The organism is Ferruginibacter paludis, assembly GCF_030409685.1.
In the GTDB taxonomy this organism is placed as follows: Bacteria; Bacteroidota; Bacteroidia; order Chitinophagales; family Chitinophagaceae; genus Ferruginibacter; species Ferruginibacter paludis.
Genome location: NZ_JAUFQJ010000022.1, coordinates 12,773 through 32,800, shown reverse-complemented (window position 1 = coordinate 32,800; position 20,028 = coordinate 12,773). Strand labels below are relative to the sequence as shown.

Here is a 20,028-nt window from a genome sequence, read left to right as displayed (position 1 = left end):
AAGGAATTAAACAATACAAAGAGACGATCATCCAGGTTCCAAGGCCTGACAAAAATATTTCTAAACTAAAACGTAACAGGCATGGTAAGCGGGCTGCAATCGAACCTGTAATCGGACATTTAAAACGTGACTACCGATTGTGCAGAAATTACCTCAAAGGAATTATTGGTGATAACATGAACGTAATTCTGGCTGCTGCAGCTATGAATTTTAAACGACGAATTAACCTCTGGCGCACAGAGGCAATTAACTATTGGATACTGATTTATAAAATGATTATAAAAGCTTGCTGGATTTTTATGCCCCCAAAATTAAAATCGACTTTTTGAGGGCCGACTAGTTAGTAAAGTTGTAACAAGCAATTAAAACTCTCCAACTCATGCCTTTTAATAATAATTTTTTTAGAATATTGAAACACGCTACCAAAAATACCGGGCATGTTACAAACCCTGGCCGTTGATAATCCCCAGTAATTCGTCATGTATTTTGCCGTTACTTGCCAATATGTGTGGCTGATAAACTGAATAATACTGACCTGCAAAATCAGTTACTTTTCCTCCCGCTTCCTCTACCATTAAAAAGCCGGCAGAACTGTCCCAGGCTTGTAACTTATGTTCATAAAATCCATCAAATCTTCCACAGGCAACCCAGCACAAATCGATGGCGGCGCTACCAAGACGCCTCACGGGAACTCCTTTGCGTATTAGTTTTTCGAAAACCTGTAAGGGCCCATTAGGTGCATCAAGGTAAGTGTAAGGAAATCCGGTAACAAGACAACTGTTTACAACGGCTGTTTTATTGCTGACAGTAATTCTTTTATCATTTAATGTTGCGCCGGCACCTTTTTCGGCAATAAAAAATTCGTTCATCAAAGGATTATAAACTGCACCCATTATTATCTTTCCATTGTGCTCCAATCCTATACTGATACAACAAATAGGAATACCATTTGCAAAATTGATCGTACCATCAATGGGATCAATAATCCATTTATAGCTACTGTCCATAATAATTTCGCCGGCTTCCTCGCTTAAAATAAAATGATCAGGGAAATCATTTTTAATGACTTCAAAAATGGCTTTTTCAGATGCATGATCTGCTTCTGTTACCGGGTTATTAATACCTTCTTTGTTGGTTATTTTAAAATCGCCGTTGAAAAAACGGACCAGCTCTTTTGCACCCGCTTCCGTTGCTTTTAATAAAGTATTTTTTATCATGCAGCAAAGATAAAGATGGATTAGATGTTATCATAAATGGAATATTAAGCGAATAACAGTGTTGTAGTTCCACAATTCAATGTTTTGATTTGAGCAATGCTAATTTTGAAAGACGATCATGCTATATGATAAATAAAAGGAACAATTTTGAATACTGATATAAAAAATCGTATTTCGTACACTTAAAAACAATTTTTTGCAACTTTCTGTTATCATAGTTAATTACAACGTCAAGTATTTTACAGAACAATGTTTGTACAGTGTTGTAAAAGCCTGTAAAAATATTGAAGCCGAAATCATTGTGGTTGATAACCATTCATCAGATGGCAGTTATGAATATTTGACCAAACAATTTGCCAACGTTGACTTTATCTGGAACAGAAAGAATACGGGCTTTGCAAAAGCAAACAATGTTGCATTGGAGAAGGCCGCTGGCGAATACGTTTTATTTTTAAACCCTGATACCATTATGCCCGAAGATTGCCTTGAAAAATGCCTGGCATTTTATCGGTCGCAAAAAAATATTGGAGCCCTGGGTATAAGGATGATTGATGGCAAAGGCGAGTTTTTAAGAGAAAGTAAGCGGGGCGTTCCTTCCATTTCAACATCCTTTTTTAAATTAAGTGGTTTGGCCGCTCTCTTTCCCCGTTCCCGCACTTTTGCCCATTATTATCTTGGTCACGCACCAAACGATGTGAATCAACTTGCGCCAATATTATCAGGCGCTTTTATGATGACAGAAAGAAAAATAATCAATTCAATGCAAGGCTTTGATGAAACTTTTTTTATGTACGGGGAAGATATAGATTTAAGTTATCGGATAATAAAAGCAGGGTATAACAATTATTATTTTTCGGAGAGTACGATTATACATTTTAAAGGAGAAAGTACAAAAAAGGGAACGCTGTATGTCCGGCTATTTTACAATGCAATGAATGTTTTTGTTGGAAAGCATTACACAGGCATCAGGAAAACAGCATACAAGTTTTTTATAAACCTGGCAAAAGAACTAAAGGTAATCGGTACCAGGCTTACCGGCATTTTTGTAACAGGCAAAAATACCGGCATAAAAAAAACAAATCATCTAAAACCAGCGTTGTTGTTTGGCTTGCCTGCGCATTGTGAGGAACTAAAGACGGCGCTGGAAAAAACGAAAGCAAAATTGCGGGTTGTAGGAATGGTTGATACCTCAAATATTTTATTGGCCGACCACGAACAAGTACAGGAATTAATAATCAGACATGCAGCAAAATCCATTGTCTTTTACATGGATGACATTTCTGCAAAAGAGGTGATTGGTGTGATTCAAAGTATAACACCTGCCGTCGATTATTTTTTTCATTATGCCGGTTCTGGCAGTATTGTAAGCAGCAGTAACAAAAATCAAAGGGGTGATTGGACTATTTTAAATTACCCGAAGGTGCCCGGTTATGAAAAATAAAAAAAGCCATTCTAAAAAGAATGGCCCATATTTACTAACCCGGAAAAAACTTTTTTAAGTGGCCTGCATTTCTGCAATCTTAGCCCTGATTTTTGTTTCTATTTCTTTCGCCATTTCAGGATTGTCATTCAATAACTGTTTTACTGAATCTCTTCCTTGTCCTAATTTGTTGGTGTCGTAACTAAACCAGCTGCCGCTTTTCTGTACAATGCCCAGCTCAACCCCCATGTCAATAATTTCACCTGTTTTAGAAATACCTTCTCCAAAAACAATATCAAACTCAGCAGTTCTGAAAGGAGGTGCTACTTTATTTTTTACAACTTTTACTTTTACACGGTTTCCAATGGCTTCATCACCATCTTTTATCTGAGCCATACGGCGGATATCCAAACGTACAGAAGCATAAAACTTTAAAGCGTTACCGCCCGTTGTAACTTCAGGATTGCCAAACATAACACCAATTTTTTCTCTCAGCTGGTTGATAAAAATGCAACAGCAGTTTGTTTTGGAAATGGTAGCGGTTAATTTACGTAAAGCCTGGCTCATTAACCTTGCATGTAAACCCATTTTACTGTCACCCATTTCTCCTTCCAGCTCACTTTTAGGTACCAGTGCCGCTACTGAATCAATCACCACCACATCTACCGCTCCGGATAAAATCAAACGGTCTGCAATTTCCAATGCCTGTTCACCATAATCTGGCTGAGATATCAACAGGTTATCGATATCTACGCCAAGCTTTTGTGCATAAGCACTATCAAAAGCATGTTCCGCATCTATAAATGCACACATGCCACCTTTTTTCTGCGATTCTGCAATTACATGCGTTGCAATGGTTGTTTTACCACTACTTTCCGGTCCATAAATTTCTATTACTCTTCCCTTAGGTAATCCACCAATTCCCAATGCCACATCCAGTCCCAACGATCCTGTGGATATCACTTCCTGCTCAACATGGGGCTTATCTCCCATTATCATAACCGACCCTTTGCCAAAATCTTTATCGATTTTGTCCATTGTTAATTTAAGGGCTTTCAATTTTTCTACGTTCGTGTTGTTGCTCATTGTGATGTTTTTTTTAAGTGATGTATCTTGTTTTGCGTTTATAAAAATATACCAGACTTCAAAGATAATAGGTTTCTTTTATTAACACTAATATATTTAGCATATTTAGTAAAAAAATTAGTTTTTAGTTTACCGAAAGAGTATACAATCGGTTTTCGTGTACGAGGATGGATCTAAAAACCCGTTCAGGCCTGGGCCGAAACGGGTTATGTTAGGTATGACAGAATTCGTGTTTTCAATTTACACGACGAAATAAATACGGATAGAAAACGGGCTTTAAAAATCTTCTCCGGAACAAATGGCAGTATTGGAACCAGAACACTACAAAGAGACAATAGTTATTTGATATGTCATATACCACAAAGTGGTAGTTTTTTGCAAATACTTGTTAATAACTATTAATTTTTGTTTGGTTTCTGGAAAACCATTTTAAAAATTGATTCTGATGATAGCTGTTTATTTTATAAAGCTTGGTCAACACATCTGTATCAAGAAGGGTTTAAAATGAAAAGTAACCTGGAGAGGCGATAAATATTTCCTAACAGGGACTTGCGCCCAAAACGCTATTCGTAACTTTGTGATATGCGCAATTATTTAGACGAATTAAATGAACCCCAAAGAGAGGCGGTATTGCATAAAGACGGGCCAATTATTATTATTGCCGGTGCAGGAAGTGGTAAAACCAAAGTGCTCACCACACGTATTGCGCACCTGATGGGTGCTCACGGAATTGACGCTTTTAATATTCTGGCGCTCACTTTTACAAATAAGGCGGCAAAGGAAATGAAAGAGCGGGTGGAAAAAGTATTGGGTAATTCTGAAGCCCGTAACTTATACATCGGCACTTTTCACAGCGTGTTTGCAAGAATTCTGAGGGCAGAAGCCAATAAAATTGGTTACCCAAATAATTTTACCATTTATGATACAGATGATGCCAAAAGCGTAATTAAAACGGTATTGGCAGAACTGGAACTTGATCCGGCATATTACAAGCCTAATACGGTGTACAACCGTATTTCCAGTGCAAAAAACAGTTTGATCGGTCCGGCGGAATATATCAACGACCCTACCATTCAGCAGGAAGATGCGAGGGCTAACCGGCCGATGATTGGCCAGATATACGCAGCTTACGCCAACCGTTGTTTTAAAAACGGCGCCATGGATTTTGATGACCTTTTGTTCAAGATGTATATCCTGCTAAAAAATCACCCCGATGCTTTAAGTAAATACCAGCGCAAGTTTAAATACATCATGGTAGATGAATACCAGGATACCAACACATCCCAGTACGAGATTATGAAATTGTTGGGTGCTATGCACGAAAATATTTGTGTAGTGGGAGATGATGCGCAAAGCATTTACAGTTTCAGGGGCGCCACCATTGAAAATATTCTGCAGTTTGAAAAAGATTACGATGATGTAAAAGTGGTCAAGCTGGAACAGAACTATCGCAGTACCAAAAGCATTTTAAGTGTAGCCAATGAAATTATTGGCAATAATAAAAACCAGATCCCCAAAAAACTGTGGACAGATAATACCCCCGGCGATAAAATAAAACTGGTACGTACAGCGACTGATAATGAGGAAGGAAAATATGTGGCCGATACCATACAGGAAGAGAAACTGCGCAATCATTATTTTAATAAGGAGTTTGCTATCTTATATCGTACCAATGCACAAAGCCGGGCTTATGAAGAAAGCCTGCGCCGGATGAATATTGCTTACCGCATTTATGGCGGCCTTTCATTCTATCAGCGAAAAGAAGTAAAGGATTTTATTGCGTATTTAAGGCTTGTCGTTAATCCGCAGGATGAGGAAGCTTTGAAAAGAATAATAAACTATCCCACAAGAGGCATTGGTAAAACCAGCATGGACAGGGCCGTATTAGCTGCCAATGAAAACAATATTACGCTTTGGGAAGTGTTGACGAGTGCAGCAACGTTTGGTTATAAAGCTGGAACGCTTGAAGCCATTAACAATTTTGTATTGATGATAAAGATGTTCCAGAGCGAATTGCAGAAAAAAAATGCGTACGACCTGGCCATCATAGTCGGTAAAAGTACCGGTATTGTAAAAGAACTTTTCAATGATAAAACTACAGAAGGATTAGCCCGTTACGAGAATACACAGGAGTTGCTGAACTCTATCAAAGAATTTACTGAAACGCCCATGAATGAAGAAGATGGCGAAGTGGGCGATAAGAGTTTAGGCAGTTATTTACAGCAAATTACATTGCTGACCGATACAGATAATGATAAAGAAGATGCCGACAGTGTAAAACTGATGACAATACATGCTGCCAAAGGACTTGAATTCAGTTGCGTATTTGTAGGCGGTTTGGAAGAAACATTGTTTCCCAATGCTATGAGCATCAATACCCGGGAAGAACTGGAGGAAGAGCGACGCTTGTTCTATGTAGCCATTACAAGGGCGAAGAAAAAACTATGGTTGACTTATGCCAACGCCCGGTACCGGTTTGGCCAGTTGCAGCAAAACGAGCCCAGTCGTTTTATCGATGAAATGCCCGGCGATTTTATTGACAGAAGTTTTGCCGGAGGAGGTATCAGAAACCAGGGCGGTAACGGCCATAGCAATAACTGGGGCGGTGGAGCTTTTGATAAAACGGGTGCAGGCGGAACCAGCTATAAAACCGCCGACAATCCATTTAAGAAAGAAGAAAAGAGCCGGCCAGCCTATTTAATTCCTGCAAGGCCGCAAGCCAAGGAGCATACACCAACAGCAGATTTTGCAGCCAGCGATACCAGTAATTTACAACCGGGCCAAAAAGTGGAACATCAAAAATTTGGTTTTGGAGATGTGATAAAAATGGAAGGAGCAGCGCATAATCCCATTGCTACAGTCCAATTTGAGCTGAATGGTGAAAAAAAGATCATGCTCAACTATGCCAAATTAAGGATTGTGGAATAATACCTACTAAGATTTAGTTTTCGAAATTGGAAATTATTGGCTTATGAGGTTGGTATAGAGCCCGGCCGGTAAACCTTTGTGGCAGGATAATGTTAACTTTGCATTGAAATTTTTAAATACATTTTTATGATTAAAACAGGCAATCCGGTTATCAGCATATATACAGAAATGACCCCCAACCCTGAAACAATGAAATTTGTTGCCAACAAATTATTGTATCCGGGGAAAAGTATTGACTTTCAGGATGAGTTGACAGCCGCACCTTCTCCACTGGCACAGGAGCTATTTACTTTTCCATTTATTAAATCGGTTTTTATAGCAAGTAACTTTGTTACCCTTACAAAAACAACCGATACAGATGATTGGCAGGATGTAATTCCCACCATCAAATTATTTTTGAAAGAATACCTGGAAGAAGGAAAAGTGGTGGTAAATGAAGAAGCGGTTGCCAGCATGAAGAGTGAAAGCAGCAACGAAGTAAGTGCAGACGATGATGATGTTGTAAAGCGTATTAAGGAACTACTGGAAAATTATGTAAAGCCAGCCGTTGAAATGGATGGCGGTGCCATACAGTTTAAAAGCTATGAAGACGGCCGCGTAAACCTGATGTTGCAGGGAAGCTGCAGCGGTTGCCCATCCTCCATGATTACACTAAAAGCGGGTATTGAAGGAATGATGAAAAGGATGATTCCGGAAGTAAAAGAAGTGGTAGCAGAAGCAGAGTAATATCATAGTTAAAAGAATATTGTAATTCACAAAAGCACCTCATAAGGTGCTTTTTATTTGGCGTGCCACCTGGCCCAGGAAATTAATAAAAATTGGCCGGGAAACAATCTTAACCAGGCAACCCACTCAGGCACGCAGATTTCGGGACCAACGCAACCCTTCAGTTGTATCATATAAATATGGGCAGGAATAAAAAGGATCAGCAAAAAAATGATTCCGAAAGCCCCCGGTTTTCGGGTACCCGGAAATACTAATAAAATACCAAGGAGAATTTCTAGTACTCCGCTTGCCATATTTATAAACCGATGAGCTGGTATATAGGGTGGAATGAGCCCATAGTAATCTTCCGGATGCCAAAAATGGTTAAAACCAGCAAGCAGGAAGAAAACAGTTAAAATTACCAAGCTTATCTTTTTTATCATCTCGCCTTTTTTAGGAATGTCTTTTTGTTTAAAGATAAAGTTATAAATTGATTGCCTTTAACAGTTAAGATGAACCCAACAGAAATATACCAGCAATTTATAACCGATATCAGCCATACAACCTGGTACGAATACGTTGCTGTATTTTCGGGTATTTCCAGTGTTTGGTATAGCCGTAAAGAGAATATTTTGGTTTATCCAACAGGACTTATCAATACCATCATTTACGTTTATTTAAGTTTTAAAGGAGGCTTGCTTGGTGAAGCAAGCGTAAATATTTATTATACAGTAATGAGTTTTTATGGCTGGATGCTGTGGACAAAAAAAGACCAGCAACAACACCTTGTTGTAAAAATTACTTCAGCATCTGCCAAAGAATGGTTACAGCACCTTGCTTTTTTTGCCTGCTTTTATGCTGCTATATATTTTGCGCTTACGTACTTAAAAAAAGATTTTGCCCCTGGTGCTATTCCCTGGGCGGATGCTTTTGCATCGGCTACTGCATTTACTGGCATGTGGCTGATGACGAAAAAGAAGGTGGAAAGCTGGTATTGGTGGATAGCCACTGACCTTGCCTCTATACCTTTGTACTTTGTAAAACATTATGTTTTTACAAGCGTGTATTACCTGGTGTTGCTAATAATGGCAATTGCCGGTCTGTTTGAATGGCTAAAAAGAAAGAGTATGCGTTAAATTTGCAGCATAATTATACCTGACATTAGTTGTTTGGCAAATCAGGCAAATTGATCCTGCAGATAAAACCATAAAAAATTGCAGGGCAAAAAGCGTAATTTTTGAATATAAAAGAGGAGTGGAAAAATCCTGAGGAATAAAAATTAGCTATGCTCAAAAAGGTTGTCATTATTGGTCCGGAAAGTACAGGAAAAAGCACCTTGTGTGCAAAGCTGTCTGCGCATTTTAAATCAGAATGGGTGAAGGAATATGCCCGGGAATATTTAATCGCCAACGGCACATACTATACATTCGAGAATTTACTGGAAGTTGCCCAGGGACAAATCGATAGGGAAGAGTTTGCCATTCAGAAAATGCCACACTTTGAAGATAAAAAATCACCCGGGATATTGTTTATTGATACTGATATGTATGTTATGAAAGTGTGGTGTGAATTTGTTTTTAATCAATGCCACCATTGGATTTTAAACAAAATTGTTGAGCGTAAATACGACCTTTATCTGCTTTGCAATATCGATCAGCCGTGGATCAAAGATGAGTTAAGGGAATACCCGGATCTTGTAACAAGAGAAAAATTGTATCATTACTACAAAGACATCATGATAAACCAGCAGGTCCCCTGGGTTGACATTAGTGGTAATTATGAAAAACGTTTAGAAGAAGCAATTGCTGCCGTCAATGAGTTGCATAATTAAAACCAGCCTTTTTTCCTGAACATAACAATCATCCATACTGGAATAATCAGCATAGCGCCCACAGCAGCATAAAATCCACGATCGTTGTGCAGCCAGGGAATTTTATCGAAGTTCATACCAAAGATGCCTCCAATTACGGTTGCCGGAGCCAGTAAACAAGTTACTACCGCCATAACTTTCATCACCTCGTTCATCCGGAGGTTTACGTTATTCAGGTAAAGATCCTGCAAGTTCATAGTGATATCCCGGTAGTTTTCAGAAAGATCATTTGCCTGGATAATATGGTCATACACATCCTTAAAATATTTCAGTGTTCTTTCCTCAATCAAATCACTCTCAGTTCTTATAAAACCATTGATCACTTCCCTCACCGGCGAAATACTTCTTTTAAGAATGATCATCTCTTTACGCAATAAGTTTATTTTGGCAAGCGCACTACTGCCCGCGCTGTTTTGTATTTCTTCTTCGATATTTTCAATGCGCTCTCCTAATTTTTCCATCACAACAAAATAATTATCTACTATCATATCCAGCATGGCATAGCATAAATAATCGGGGCCGCTTTGCCGCAATTTACTGGCCGCAATTTTTAATTTATCTCTTATCGGGTTAAATACATCTTTATTGGCTTCCTCCTGGAAAGTGAGTACAAAATTTTTGCCCAATACAATACTTACCTGTTCCTGCTCCACCTTAAAAAGTTCATCGTTATAAAAAAGCATGTTGCAAATACAGAATAAAATATTTTCAATCTCATCCATTTTCGGTCGCTGACCAATACTTTGGATATCTTCCTGTATCAATGGATGTACGTTGTAAAAGTTACATAGTGCCTCAACATCAGCTTTGCGAATTCCATCTACGTTTATCCAGGTTATTTTATCGTTATTTAAGTAAGGATAGCATTCTGCAATACTGTTCAGCTGCCTTTCTTCTACAGTTGCACTATTAAAATCATACACATAGATATTGATTGCTTTTGCTTCTTCCCGCTGCGGCACTTTTGTTGGATTAACCTTTACAATTTCCTGCGTACGGCTCAGGTTAAAGGGAGATACAATCTTCTGAATATATTTTTTACTACGGTTCATTTAAATATTATTAATCACTGTAAAATAAGGGGCAGGGAAAATTAAGCAATAATAATGAGATCAATAAAAAAGCCGGAACGTTTGGTTCCGGCAGCAAATTTTTATTAAAAAAACTAATTTCCGTACACACACAAAAATTTGATACGCATTATTTTCAACTGCTCCCAGTTAAAGCTGCTATCGGCCAATTCTTCCTGTGCAATTTGCAGACTGCTTGTTTCACAGGCTTTAAAATAGTCAATAATTTCTTCCTGCTCATATTCATCTACCATTTCATCAATGGCATAATCAAGGTTTAATTTTGTTCCACTGGCTACAATGGTTTCCATTTCTTCGAGTAACTCCTGAATTGAAAGGTCTTTTGTTTTAGCGATGGTTTCCAGGGGTATTTTTTTATCTACATTCTGGATAATAAAAATTTTGTTGTTGTTTCTGTTTACTACGCCCTTCATAACGAAATCATCCGGGCGCTCCACTTCATTCTCACCAATGTAGTCAACTATAAGATCAACAAAATGTTTGCCATACCGCATGGCCTTACCCTTGCTTACACCCTGGCATTTTTCAAGCTCTTCAATGGTGGTGGGGTACATGGTTGCCATATCTTCAAGGCTGGTCTCCAGGAATATTACAAAAGGTGGCAGGTTTTTTTCCCTGGCTACTTTTTTACGCAACTCCTTTAACAGTTCTAATAATTTTTGATCTGTCGTTATTGTTGATGTTGCAACAGGCGCTGCCTCATCATCATCCGCATCCGCATCTTCAAATAAATTATTCAATACAATTTTAAAAGAGGATGGTTTTTTTATAAAAGCATGCCCCTTTTTGGTAATTTTCAATACACCATATTCTTCAATATCTTTCTGAATCAATCTTTCAAGAATCATCTGGCGCATTAAGGAGTTCCAGAAAAGCTCTTCCTTACTTTTACCAATACCAAAAAATTCACGTTCATCGTGCCGGAACATTTTTACTTTGGGGTTAGGTTTACCCCGTAAAATGTGCATCAGGTAATCCATAGTAAACTGTTCGTCTAAACCTTTAATTACAGTCAATACCTGGCAGGCTTCTTTTTTGGCCTCCATCAATTCTTTCGGGTTGTTGCAGTTGTCGCACATTTTATCAGTGCACTGCAACGTATCATACTCTTCTCCGAAATAATTCAGTAAAATTTTTCTGCGGCAAACAGAACTTTCGCAATAAGCCACCGTTTCATTAATCAATTGTGCACCAACTTCCCTTTCACTTAAAGGCTTATCCCTCATCAGGTGTTCAAGCTTCGCAACGTCTTTATGACTGTAATACAGAATACATTTTCCTTCCAGGCCATCTCGTCCGGCACGGCCTGTTTCCTGGTAATAATTTTCTATTGATTTCGGTATATTGTAATGAATTACAAAACGAACATCTGGTTTATCAATGCCCATTCCAAAGGCAATGGTGGCCACGATTACCTGCACATCTTCATTCAAAAAAAGATCCTGGCGTTCTGCCCTTAACTTACTATCCAGCCCTGCATGATAAGCTACCGCTTTTATACCATTTGCCATCAACATATCAGCAAGCTCCTCCGTTGTTTTTCTGTTCAGCGTGTAGATAATCCCGCTCTTGCCCTTGTTTTGAGAAACAAAACGCACAATGCTTTTTACTGTTTGATCTTTATTAATCTTGGGTAAAATCTCGTAATATAAATTCGGTCTGTTAAAAGAGGAAATGAATATTTTGGGATTGCGTAATCCAAGATTTCGCAAAATATCGCTTTGTACTTTCGGAGTTGCTGTAGCTGTTAGCGCAATCATGGGAGCGTCAGCATTTATAAGTTCCATCATCTCTCTCAGGCGGCGGTACTCAGGCCGGAAATCATGCCCCCATTCTGAAATACAATGGGCCTCATCCACCGCAAAAAAAGAGATGTTAAGATCTTTAAAAAACTCAATATTTTCTTCCTTGGTGAGTGTTTCCGGAGCTACATACAGCATTTTTGTTTTGCCCGTTGTCAAATCATCTTTTACAATTTTTTGCTGGCCTTTATTAAGGGTACTGTTTAAAAAATGGGCTACGTCATCCTTACTGCTATAACTTCTTACAAGGTCAACCTGGTTTTTCATTAATGCTATCAACGGGGAAACAATAATTGCACAACCTTCACTGATAATGGCGGGTAGCTGGTAACACAAACTTTTGCCACCACCAGTGGGCATAATTATCAGGGCATCGTTACCAGCCAATAAATTCTTTATGATTGCTTCCTGGGGTTCTTTAAAACCGTCAAAGCCAAATGAGCTTTGCAGTTGTGCTTTTAAATCAAGGTTTTTTTCTACACTAATTGCTTTAACTGCGGATTTTTTTTGAACCGGTTTTTCTTTATCAGAAATAGCTTTTCTAGGCTTTTTTACTGTGGTCATATAGATATCGTCTCTTTCACGCTTGGTTAATAATTTATAGGAAATTGAACAAAATAAATGGCTTAAAAGAAATCACTTTTACTGCTTAAATATTATAAAAGAGTGCAAAGTTACTTCAATACCTTCTATTTTCAAATTGCCAGAGGTGTTAACCATTGATTAAGATACTCAATTTTTTTTAAAGTATGTATAAAAAGGGTGCTCCCTTTTGCACTGTGGGCTATTTAAAGTAGGTTTGCCGCAATAAAAAATGAAGCATAACAGTATTATAGCAACCGCAAAAAACACCATTGAGTTAGAAGCTGCTGCAATTAGAGAATTGGCAGCCTTTATTAATGATGATTTTGCCAACGCGGTGAATAAAATAGCCACTTCAACAGGAAGGCTTGTTGTGAGCGGCATTGGCAAAAGCGCCATCATTGCTCAAAAAATTGTTGCCACGCTTAACAGTACAGGCACTCCGGCTCTGTTTATGCATGCAGCTGATGCTGTACACGGCGACCTGGGCATGATACAGAAAGACGATGTTATCATTATTATCAGCAAAAGTGGTGATAGCCCGGAAATAAAAGTGCTGGCTCCATTGATAAAAAGTTTTGGAAATACACTGATTGCTATTGTGGGGAATACGGCTTCCTTTTTGGCAAAACAATGCGACATTGTTTTAAATACTACCGTTAGCCAGGAAGCTTGCCCCAATAACCTGGCGCCCACCACCAGCACCACAGCTCAAATGGTAATGGGCGATGCGCTCGCAGTTTGTTTGATGGAGGTAAAAGGTTTTGGCACGGCCGATTTTGCCAGGTTTCATCCCGGCGGCATGCTGGGGAAGAAACTCTATTTGAGAGTGGCAGATTTATCGGCACAAAATGAGCAGCCCACAGTAACCGGCAATGCCACCATTAACGAGGTGATTGTAGAAATAACACGCAGGCGTTTAGGCGCAACTGCCGTAGTAAACAGCGACAATTCAATTGCCGGAATTATTACAGATGGCGATTTACGCCGCATGCTGGAAAAGACCACCGACTTTTCAGTGTTACAAGCCCATGATATAATGTCCGCAAATCCGGCAGTAATCGATGCAGCCAGGCTGGCAGCACATGCGCTGGAAATGATGAAAACAAGGGACATCAGCCAGTTACTTGTTGTAGAAAATGGTCTGTATGCCGGTATTATACATTTACATGATCTTATAAGAGAGGGGATAATTTAAAGTAAATGGATGATGCTAAAACATTTCGATACATTTGCGGTGCAAAAATTGAGATTTAGACGATGGATAACAACAACTACGTGGCCATTATGGCTGGCGGTATCGGCAGCAGATTCTGGCCACTGAGCCGAACAGACTATCCAAAACAATTTCTGGATATTTTGAATACAGGCCGAACCCTTATTCAGGCGACATATGACCGGTTTACCCTTTTTGTACCAAAGGAAAATATCTACATTGTAACCACCCATCAATACAAAGATATTGTTGCGGAACAATTGCCCGACATTCCGGTGGCAAACATTTTATGCGAACCCTCACGAAAAAATACGGCTCCTTGTATAGCCTATATTTCATACAAATTACATCAGTTAAACCCCGAAGCGAATTTGATTTGTGCCCCCGCAGATCATATCATTCTCGATCCGCATGGATTTAAAGAAACTTGCCTGCAGGCTCTGCATTTTACTGCACATATAAAGGCATTGGTTACATTGGGTATTAAACCAACCCATCCCAATACAGGTTATGGTTACATACAGTACGATCAGCAAAAAGTGAGTGAAAACGTTTTTAAAGTAAAAACATTTACGGAAAAGCCGGATAAGGATCTGGCCAGAACCTTTATATCCAGTGGCGATTTTTTATGGAACGCAGGTATTTTTGTTTGGCAGGTAAAAAATATCCTAAAGGCATTTGAAACATTTTTGCCGGAAATGCATGACGTGTTTGATGCTGAAAAAGATAACTTCTCTTCAGAAAAAGAAAAAGAAGCCATTGAAAGAATTTACCCGCAATGTGTAAACATATCTATTGATTACGGCGTGATGGAAAAAGCCGATAATGTATATATCATACCATCTTCTTTTGGATGGAGCGACCTGGGTACATGGGCAAGCGCCTATGAGAATTTTGAGAAAGATTACCTGGACAACGCGGTATCCGGCAACAATGTTATGATTATTGACGCCACAAAAAATATGGTACATGCCGGCAATGATAAATTGGTATTAATTCAGGGCCTGGATGATTTTATTGTTGTTGATACGGACGACGTGTTGCTTATTTGTAAAAAGGACAAAGAGCAGGAAATTAAAGAATATGTGGCGGAAGTGAAACGAAATAAAGGAGATAGATATATTTAATGCAGTTTCAGGAAATTATAAGTTTTCAATGAGGAATAAAATTTTTCTCCGGGGGTTTCAATTGTCGATACCTGCGTCCACATGTCAATAAGTTAAAATGCAATTCAATGGCTTCTCCCACCATTCACAGCAAACTTCCAAAAGTAGGCACTACGATTTTTACGCAAATGAGTATGTTGGCAGCAGAATACAAAGCTATCAACCTCGGCCAGGGTTTTCCTGATTTCATGATGAATCCGGATTTAATTGCGTTGGTAAATAAGTCAATGCAGGATGGCAATAATCAGTACGTTCATATGAATGGTCTGTTATCGTTGCGGGAACGGCTGGCAGAAAAGATGGCCGATTTATATGATGCCAATATCCATCCTGATTCAGAAATAACAATTACTCCAGGAGGAACGTATGCTATTTATACTGCGCTCACCACAGTTCTCCGTCCGGGGGATGAAGTGATTGTTTTTGAACCTGCCTACGACAGTTATATCCCCAACATTATTATCAATGGCGCAATCCCGGTTTTGATTCCATTAAGTTTTCCTTCTTATAGTATCAACTGGCAATTGGTTAAGGAAAGCATTACATCAAAAACAAAAATGATTGTGCTTAATTCTCCCAATAACCCAACAGGAAGTGTATTGAGTAGTTATGACATTGAGCACCTACGCAGCGTTGTAAAAAACACGGGTATTTTTATTTTAAGCGATGAAGTGTACGAACACTTAATATTTGACGACCTGCGGCACGAGAGTATGTTACGCTATGCCGATTTACTGGAAAGAAGTTTTGTGTGTTTCTCATTTGGAAAAACATATCACTGCACCGGCTGGAAACTAGGTTATTGCGTTGCTCCGCAACCGCTGATGAATGAGTTTAGAAAAGTGCACCAGTTTAATTGTTTTAGCAGCCATAGTCCTGTTCAGTTTGCACTGTCAGAGTTTGTACAACAAAAAGAACAATACCTGCAACTGGGAAAAACAATACAGTAAAAAAGAGATTACTTCCAATCCCTTATGCAACAGACAAAATTCACGGCATTACCGTCTCACGGCAGTTATTTTCAATTGTATAGTTATGAAGGATTGAGCGAAGAAAAAGACATGGATTTGTCAGTAAGAATAACTAAACAATATGGCGTAGCCACTATACCAGTTTCAGCCTTTTATACAGGGCAAAAAGATGACCGTGTTATACGTTTCTGCTTTGCGAAAAAACAAACAACGTTGGAAGAAGCTGTAAACCGGCTGATAAAATGCGGTTGAGAAATTTGTAATAATGGTACTAGGCTTTGCTCCCGCGAACATCAAATCAACTATTATTCAGCACAATAATTATTAAAATCTACCGTTACTAGTTGATAAAATTCAATGCAAATGGCAAATATTTCTAACAAAAATAGCGGATACCCTGTTATACAACTGGTGAAAAATATGCTGAATAAATTAACGCAGACACCTGATATCTACCCGATAAAATACTATAAAAAAGGCAAAAGGGCAGGCAGAAACAGAAACATGCTAATCATATAACTTTTGGTAACAAACCCCCAAATGATCTACCCTCCACTCAGGAGGGTTTTTTATTAAAGCTCAGATTAATAATTAATTTCTACTGAATAACTGGTCACTTGAAAGAATACCTGGCATTTTAAAAACTTTAAAGTTTTCAAATCAGAATGCATTTTAAGTTTTTTTTAACAGTTTTAACACCTTTACAAAATATTGATTTTAAAGGATTTGTAAAAATTTTCTTTCTAAACTGTGATTTTCTCCTCCGCAATCGTTTGAAAAATGACCTTAGAAATTTTTATATAAAACCAATTTTTTAATTTTAGGTAGCAGTGTCATTTTACCCGAGTACTGCAATAGTTGATAAAACTCTCGACCTCTTTCACGGGCTTCCCGGCCTGGATTCTTGCCCAATTTCCAGCATAAAAATAGAGTTAGGATTAGTGTATCTAAAACTTAATTAAAACGACTGGTTATGAACGTAAAAAAATTCGAAAGAAGCATTTTTTGTTTTTGTCTGGTTCTTTTTTCTTCTGTCACCCAGGCCCAAAACAAAATTTCCGGAACAGTAATTAATTCAAAGGACTCTACACCCGTTTCAGGCATCTCTGTAGTCGCCAAATCCGCGAATGGCAAAACAGCAGGAACTGCAACGGGTACGGATGGATCGTTTCGTATTTCAATGGCAGAGAACATTAAGGGTTTGACCGTATCCGGTGTCGGCTACCAAAATCAAACAATTGATGTAACGGGTAAAACTGATGTGTCCATTGCACTGGTGGCAACCAATACCAGTCTGAATGAAGTGGTGATCATCGGATACGGCACAGCAAGAAAAAAGGATTTAACGGGTGCCGTCTCTTCTGTAAAGGCCAAGGATTTTAACCAGGGTGTGATTGCATCACCCGACCAGCTATTGCAGGGCAAAGTGCCAGGGCTCGAAATTACAAGTAATAGTGGTCAACCGGGTGCCGCTACTACAATTAAAATACGCGGTAATAATTCAATAAGGGCGAGTAACAACCCTTTGTATGTTGTAGACGGGGTGCCATTGGATGGCAGAACGGCCAAGCCCAGCCTGAACTTCGGTGCTGGCTCTGGTTTGGACTTTGGAACAACACCCGAATCTAATCCTTTACTATACATTAACCCCAACGATATTGCTCAGGTTGATGTACTGAAAGATGCTTCCTCTACTGCAATTTATGGTTCCCGTGGAGCGAATGGCATTGTGGTAATTACAACTAAAAAAGGAACCGGGGGAACTAAAATAGAATTCGGAACAAAGTTCGGCGTTTCAGCAGGATACATGAAAAAGTATAAGGTACTAACAGCGGGAGATTTTAGAACAGCTTTGCATAAATACAGTCTGGACACCTTATCGGTTTCGCTGGACCATAAAGCATCCGTTGATGCACTCAAAGAAATTACCCAGACCAGTTTATCACAGGAGTATAGCCTGGCGTTAAGTGGCGGTGGCGAGTCCGGCCGGTTCAGGGCCTCTTTTTTAGGATCAAAAAACTACGGCTTTATAAAAAAGACTTCTCTCGATAAATACCTCGGTAACTTTTCAGGACAATATAAGTTTTTGGATAAACGCCTTTCTATTGACTTCGGCCTGATCGCCGGGCATACCACCGAAAATATGGGATTGGTAAGTAACACTGCCGGGGCTGGGGGTAATCTGATCTCTTATGCATTGAACTGGAACCCAACCGCCCCGTTTACTACCAGTACCGGATTGTACAGCCTGGCGACTAACTCTGTCCCCAATCCGCTGGCGGTAATAGAAGGGTACAATGATGTAGCGAATGTGAATGTTTTTTTAGGCAATGTTGCAGCAACAGTAAAACTGGTAAAAGGCCTGGAGTATAAATTTTTGTATGCCATTAATCACGGAACAGGAAAAAGAAATACTAATATAGATGGCTGGATTGATGGAATAAACGGTGTGTCTGGCATTGGCGATGCGGCTATATCACAAGCAGAACTCACTTCACAAACATTTACGCATACGCTTAACTACAGCACGTCGCTTTCGCAAGATTTAAAACTTGAAGCTTTGGCTGGATATGAATATTGGAAAACAAACTATTCCAACCTGTCGCTATTTGCCTCACAGTTTAATACCAACCTGGATCAAAAGAACCGCATCCCGGTTTTATATACCAGTTTTTTTCAAAATGCAAAAACACAAACACCCCTGGTCACTTTCGTAGATCCGACGACCGAAATTCAATCTTATTTTGGTCGCGTAAATTTTAATTTATCTGATAAATATTTTTTAACGGGTACCATCCGGGCTGACGGCTCCAGCAAATTTGGTAAAAATAACAAGTACGGATATTTCCCATCCGTAGGTGCCAAGTGGTTAATCAGCAGTGAAGACTTTCTAAAATCCAGCAATGTTTTTTCAAGCCTTGGTTTGAGGGCGTCCTGGGGCATTACAGGTAACCAGGAGTTTCCTGCCGGAGCGTCATTGGAACAATTTAATTCCGGAGCCTACAATAGTATCGGCCAAAGCAATGTGGCTAACCCCGACTTGAAATGGGAAAAAACCACGCAGATTAATATTGGCCTTGATTACGCAATATTAAAAAACAGAATTTTTGGTTCTATTGATTATTACAAGAAAAATACGTCTGACCTGTTATTTCAAAGCACAGCGATTCAACCGGCACCTGCGTCAATATTTTTCATCAACCTGCCTGCTCATTTAATAAATGAAGGCTATGAATTTTCAGTTGGCGCAACCATCATTACAAATCCGAAATTTAGTTGGGATGCCGGCGCCAATATTGCCCATAATAAAAACCTGTTGAAAGACTTTGCGCAGGCCGATATTCAGACAGCCCAGGTGAGTGGACAGGGTGTATCCGGAGCTTTGGCACAGGTTATAGGAAATAACCACCCTGTGAACGTATATTACTTAAAACAATTTGGTGGCTTTGATCAAAATGGCCAGCAGATCATTGCAGATAATCCAACCTTTCTTGGGGATCCCAATCCGCACTGGTTATATGGTTTCAGCACTTCACTCCGATATGATAAATTTTCGCTTAGTTTAAATGCCAGTGGTGCATCGGGCTACCTGATCTACAACAATACATTCAATTCTGTTACCAACATTAGCAACCTTCAAAATGGTAAAAATGTCGACGCTTCTGTACTCGGTTCTGTTGAAAATATCAATTCCAGTGTAGCAGCTTCGTCGAGATACCTTGAAAGCGGCAACTATTTAAAACTAAGAAATGCTACCATCAATTATGCGGTAGGTAACGCAGGAAAGTACATTAAAAATTTAAATGTTTTTGTAGGGGGAACCAACCTGTTTGTAATTACGAAGTTTACAGGATTCGATCCGGAGGTAAATGTTGATAAAACCAACAATGGCTATCCATCCAGGAATATTGAATATATACCTTATCCAACACCCCGCATTATCAACTTTGGCTTTAATATGTCACTATAAAAAT

The 20,028-nt window shown here is 39.1% G+C and carries 15 protein-coding genes and 1 pseudogene; 11 read left to right on the top strand and 5 right to left on the bottom strand.

The genetic code is table 11. The features are described 5' to 3' along the window. Positions 1–329 (top strand): transposase (locus tag QWZ08_RS28320; RefSeq protein ID WP_435387624.1); only part of this gene is annotated, 329 nt, incomplete at its 5' end. A 111-nt stretch (positions 330–440) separates the two neighbouring features. On the opposite strand, the gene QWZ08_RS23855 is transcribed toward QWZ08_RS28320, so the two are convergent. Beyond that, positions 441–1,217 (bottom strand): inositol monophosphatase family protein, encoded by a 777-nt coding sequence (locus tag QWZ08_RS23855; RefSeq protein WP_290340124.1) that lies wholly within the window; start codon positions 1,215–1,217, stop codon positions 441–443. 196 nt (positions 1,218–1,413) lie between these two features. Here QWZ08_RS23855 and QWZ08_RS23850 point away from each other — a divergent pair, with 196 nt between their 5' ends. Further along, positions 1,414–2,658 carry a glycosyltransferase family 2 protein gene (locus QWZ08_RS23850; RefSeq protein WP_290340123.1) on the top strand — a complete coding sequence of 415 codons (1,245 nt, stop codon included), beginning with the start codon at positions 1,414–1,416 and terminating at the stop codon, positions 2,656–2,658. A 54-nt stretch (positions 2,659–2,712) separates the two neighbouring features. On the opposite strand, the gene recA is transcribed toward QWZ08_RS23850, so the two are convergent. Beyond that, entirely contained in the window at positions 2,713–3,723 is a 1,011-nt protein-coding gene (gene recA, locus QWZ08_RS23845; RefSeq protein WP_290340122.1) for a recombinase RecA, read from the bottom strand. Between the two features lie 582 nt (positions 3,724–4,305). On the opposite strand from recA, the gene QWZ08_RS23840 reads away from it, so the two are divergent. Then, positions 4,306–6,651, top strand: a complete 2,346-nt coding sequence (locus QWZ08_RS23840; RefSeq protein WP_290340121.1) for an ATP-dependent helicase — start codon at positions 4,306–4,308, stop codon at positions 6,649–6,651. 126 nt (positions 6,652–6,777) lie between these two features. Then, on the top strand, positions 6,778–7,377 hold the full coding sequence (locus QWZ08_RS23835) for a NifU family protein (RefSeq protein WP_290340120.1): 600 nt from the start codon (positions 6,778–6,780) through the stop codon (positions 7,375–7,377). A gap of 53 nt (positions 7,378–7,430) precedes the next feature. On the opposite strand, the gene QWZ08_RS23830 is transcribed toward QWZ08_RS23835, so the two are convergent. Beyond that, a complete protein-coding gene (locus tag QWZ08_RS23830) occupies positions 7,431–7,799 on the bottom strand; it encodes a DoxX family protein (RefSeq protein WP_290340119.1) in 369 nt (122 codons plus the stop codon). Positions 7,800–7,868: 69 nt separating this feature from the next. On the opposite strand from QWZ08_RS23830, the gene pnuC reads away from it, so the two are divergent. Both pnuC and QWZ08_RS23820 read left to right on the top strand, forming a co-directional pair. After that, on the top strand, positions 7,869–8,492 hold the full coding sequence (gene pnuC / locus QWZ08_RS23825; protein WP_290340118.1) for a nicotinamide riboside transporter PnuC: 624 nt from the start codon (positions 7,869–7,871) through the stop codon (positions 8,490–8,492). 149 nt (positions 8,493–8,641) lie between these two features. After that, entirely contained in the window at positions 8,642–9,187 is a 546-nt protein-coding gene (locus QWZ08_RS23820; RefSeq protein WP_290340117.1) for an AAA family ATPase, read from the top strand. Here the strand turns inward: QWZ08_RS23820 and corA are convergent. Both corA and recQ read right to left on the bottom strand, forming a co-directional pair. Beyond that, positions 9,184–10,278, bottom strand: coding sequence for a magnesium/cobalt transporter CorA (corA, locus tag QWZ08_RS23815; protein WP_290340116.1), 1,095 nt, complete (start codon positions 10,276–10,278; stop codon positions 9,184–9,186). The genes QWZ08_RS23820 and corA overlap by 4 nt on opposite strands. Positions 10,279–10,391: 113 nt before the next feature. Further along, a complete protein-coding gene (gene recQ / locus QWZ08_RS23810) occupies positions 10,392–12,683 on the bottom strand; it encodes a DNA helicase RecQ (protein WP_290340115.1) in 2,292 nt (763 codons plus the stop codon). Positions 12,684–12,933: 250 nt separating this feature from the next. On the opposite strand from recQ, the gene QWZ08_RS23805 reads away from it, so the two are divergent. The 5 genes and pseudogenes from QWZ08_RS23805 (at position 12,934) to QWZ08_RS23785 (ending at position 20,024) form a co-directional block, all read left to right on the top strand. Next, complete coding sequence (locus QWZ08_RS23805) at positions 12,934–13,899, top strand: KpsF/GutQ family sugar-phosphate isomerase (RefSeq protein ID WP_290340114.1); 966 nt, start codon at positions 12,934–12,936, stop codon at positions 13,897–13,899. A gap of 62 nt (positions 13,900–13,961) precedes the next feature. Further along, on the top strand, positions 13,962–15,044 hold the full coding sequence (locus QWZ08_RS23800; RefSeq protein WP_290340113.1) for a mannose-1-phosphate guanylyltransferase: 1,083 nt from the start codon (positions 13,962–13,964) through the stop codon (positions 15,042–15,044). A 107-nt stretch (positions 15,045–15,151) separates the two neighbouring features. After that, positions 15,152–16,306: pseudogene (locus tag QWZ08_RS23795) on the top strand (methionine aminotransferase). 111 nt (positions 16,307–16,417) lie between these two features. Further along, positions 16,418–16,573: a hypothetical protein gene (locus QWZ08_RS23790; RefSeq protein WP_290340112.1), complete on the top strand. Its 156-nt coding sequence runs from the start codon at positions 16,418–16,420 to the stop codon at positions 16,571–16,573. A gap of 454 nt (positions 16,574–17,027) precedes the next feature. Further along, positions 17,028–20,024: a SusC/RagA family TonB-linked outer membrane protein gene (locus QWZ08_RS23785; protein ID WP_290340111.1), complete on the top strand. Its 2,997-nt coding sequence runs from the start codon at positions 17,028–17,030 to the stop codon at positions 20,022–20,024. Positions 20,025–20,028 lie beyond the last annotated feature (4 nt).

What these genes read in the sequence shown, in the direction of transcription:
- QWZ08_RS23855 (WP_290340124.1), bottom strand. Translation starts at nt 1,217, where the DNA reads ATGATAAAAAATACTTTATTAAAAGCAACGGAAGCGGGTGCAAAAGAG.
- recA (WP_290340122.1), bottom strand. Translation starts at nt 3,723, where the DNA reads ATGAGCAACAACACGAACGTAGAAAAATTGAAAGCCCTTAAATTAACA.
- QWZ08_RS23840 (WP_290340121.1), top strand. Translation starts at nt 4,306, where the DNA reads ATGCGCAATTATTTAGACGAATTAAATGAACCCCAAAGAGAGGCGGTA.
- QWZ08_RS23835 (WP_290340120.1), top strand. Translation starts at nt 6,778, where the DNA reads ATGATTAAAACAGGCAATCCGGTTATCAGCATATATACAGAAATGACC.
- QWZ08_RS23830 (WP_290340119.1), bottom strand. Translation starts at nt 7,799, where the DNA reads ATGATAAAAAAGATAAGCTTGGTAATTTTAACTGTTTTCTTCCTGCTT.
- pnuC (WP_290340118.1), top strand. Translation starts at nt 7,869, where the DNA reads ATGAACCCAACAGAAATATACCAGCAATTTATAACCGATATCAGCCAT.
- QWZ08_RS23820 (WP_290340117.1), top strand. Translation starts at nt 8,642, where the DNA reads ATGCTCAAAAAGGTTGTCATTATTGGTCCGGAAAGTACAGGAAAAAGC.
- corA (WP_290340116.1), bottom strand. Translation starts at nt 10,278, where the DNA reads ATGAACCGTAGTAAAAAATATATTCAGAAGATTGTATCTCCCTTTAAC.
- recQ (WP_290340115.1), bottom strand. Translation starts at nt 12,683, where the DNA reads ATGACCACAGTAAAAAAGCCTAGAAAAGCTATTTCTGATAAAGAAAAA.
- QWZ08_RS23805 (WP_290340114.1), top strand. Translation starts at nt 12,934, where the DNA reads ATGAAGCATAACAGTATTATAGCAACCGCAAAAAACACCATTGAGTTA.
- QWZ08_RS23800 (WP_290340113.1), top strand. Translation starts at nt 13,962, where the DNA reads ATGGATAACAACAACTACGTGGCCATTATGGCTGGCGGTATCGGCAGC.
- QWZ08_RS23790 (WP_290340112.1), top strand. Translation starts at nt 16,418, where the DNA reads ATGGCAAATATTTCTAACAAAAATAGCGGATACCCTGTTATACAACTG.
- QWZ08_RS23785 (WP_290340111.1), top strand. Translation starts at nt 17,028, where the DNA reads ATGAACGTAAAAAAATTCGAAAGAAGCATTTTTTGTTTTTGTCTGGTT.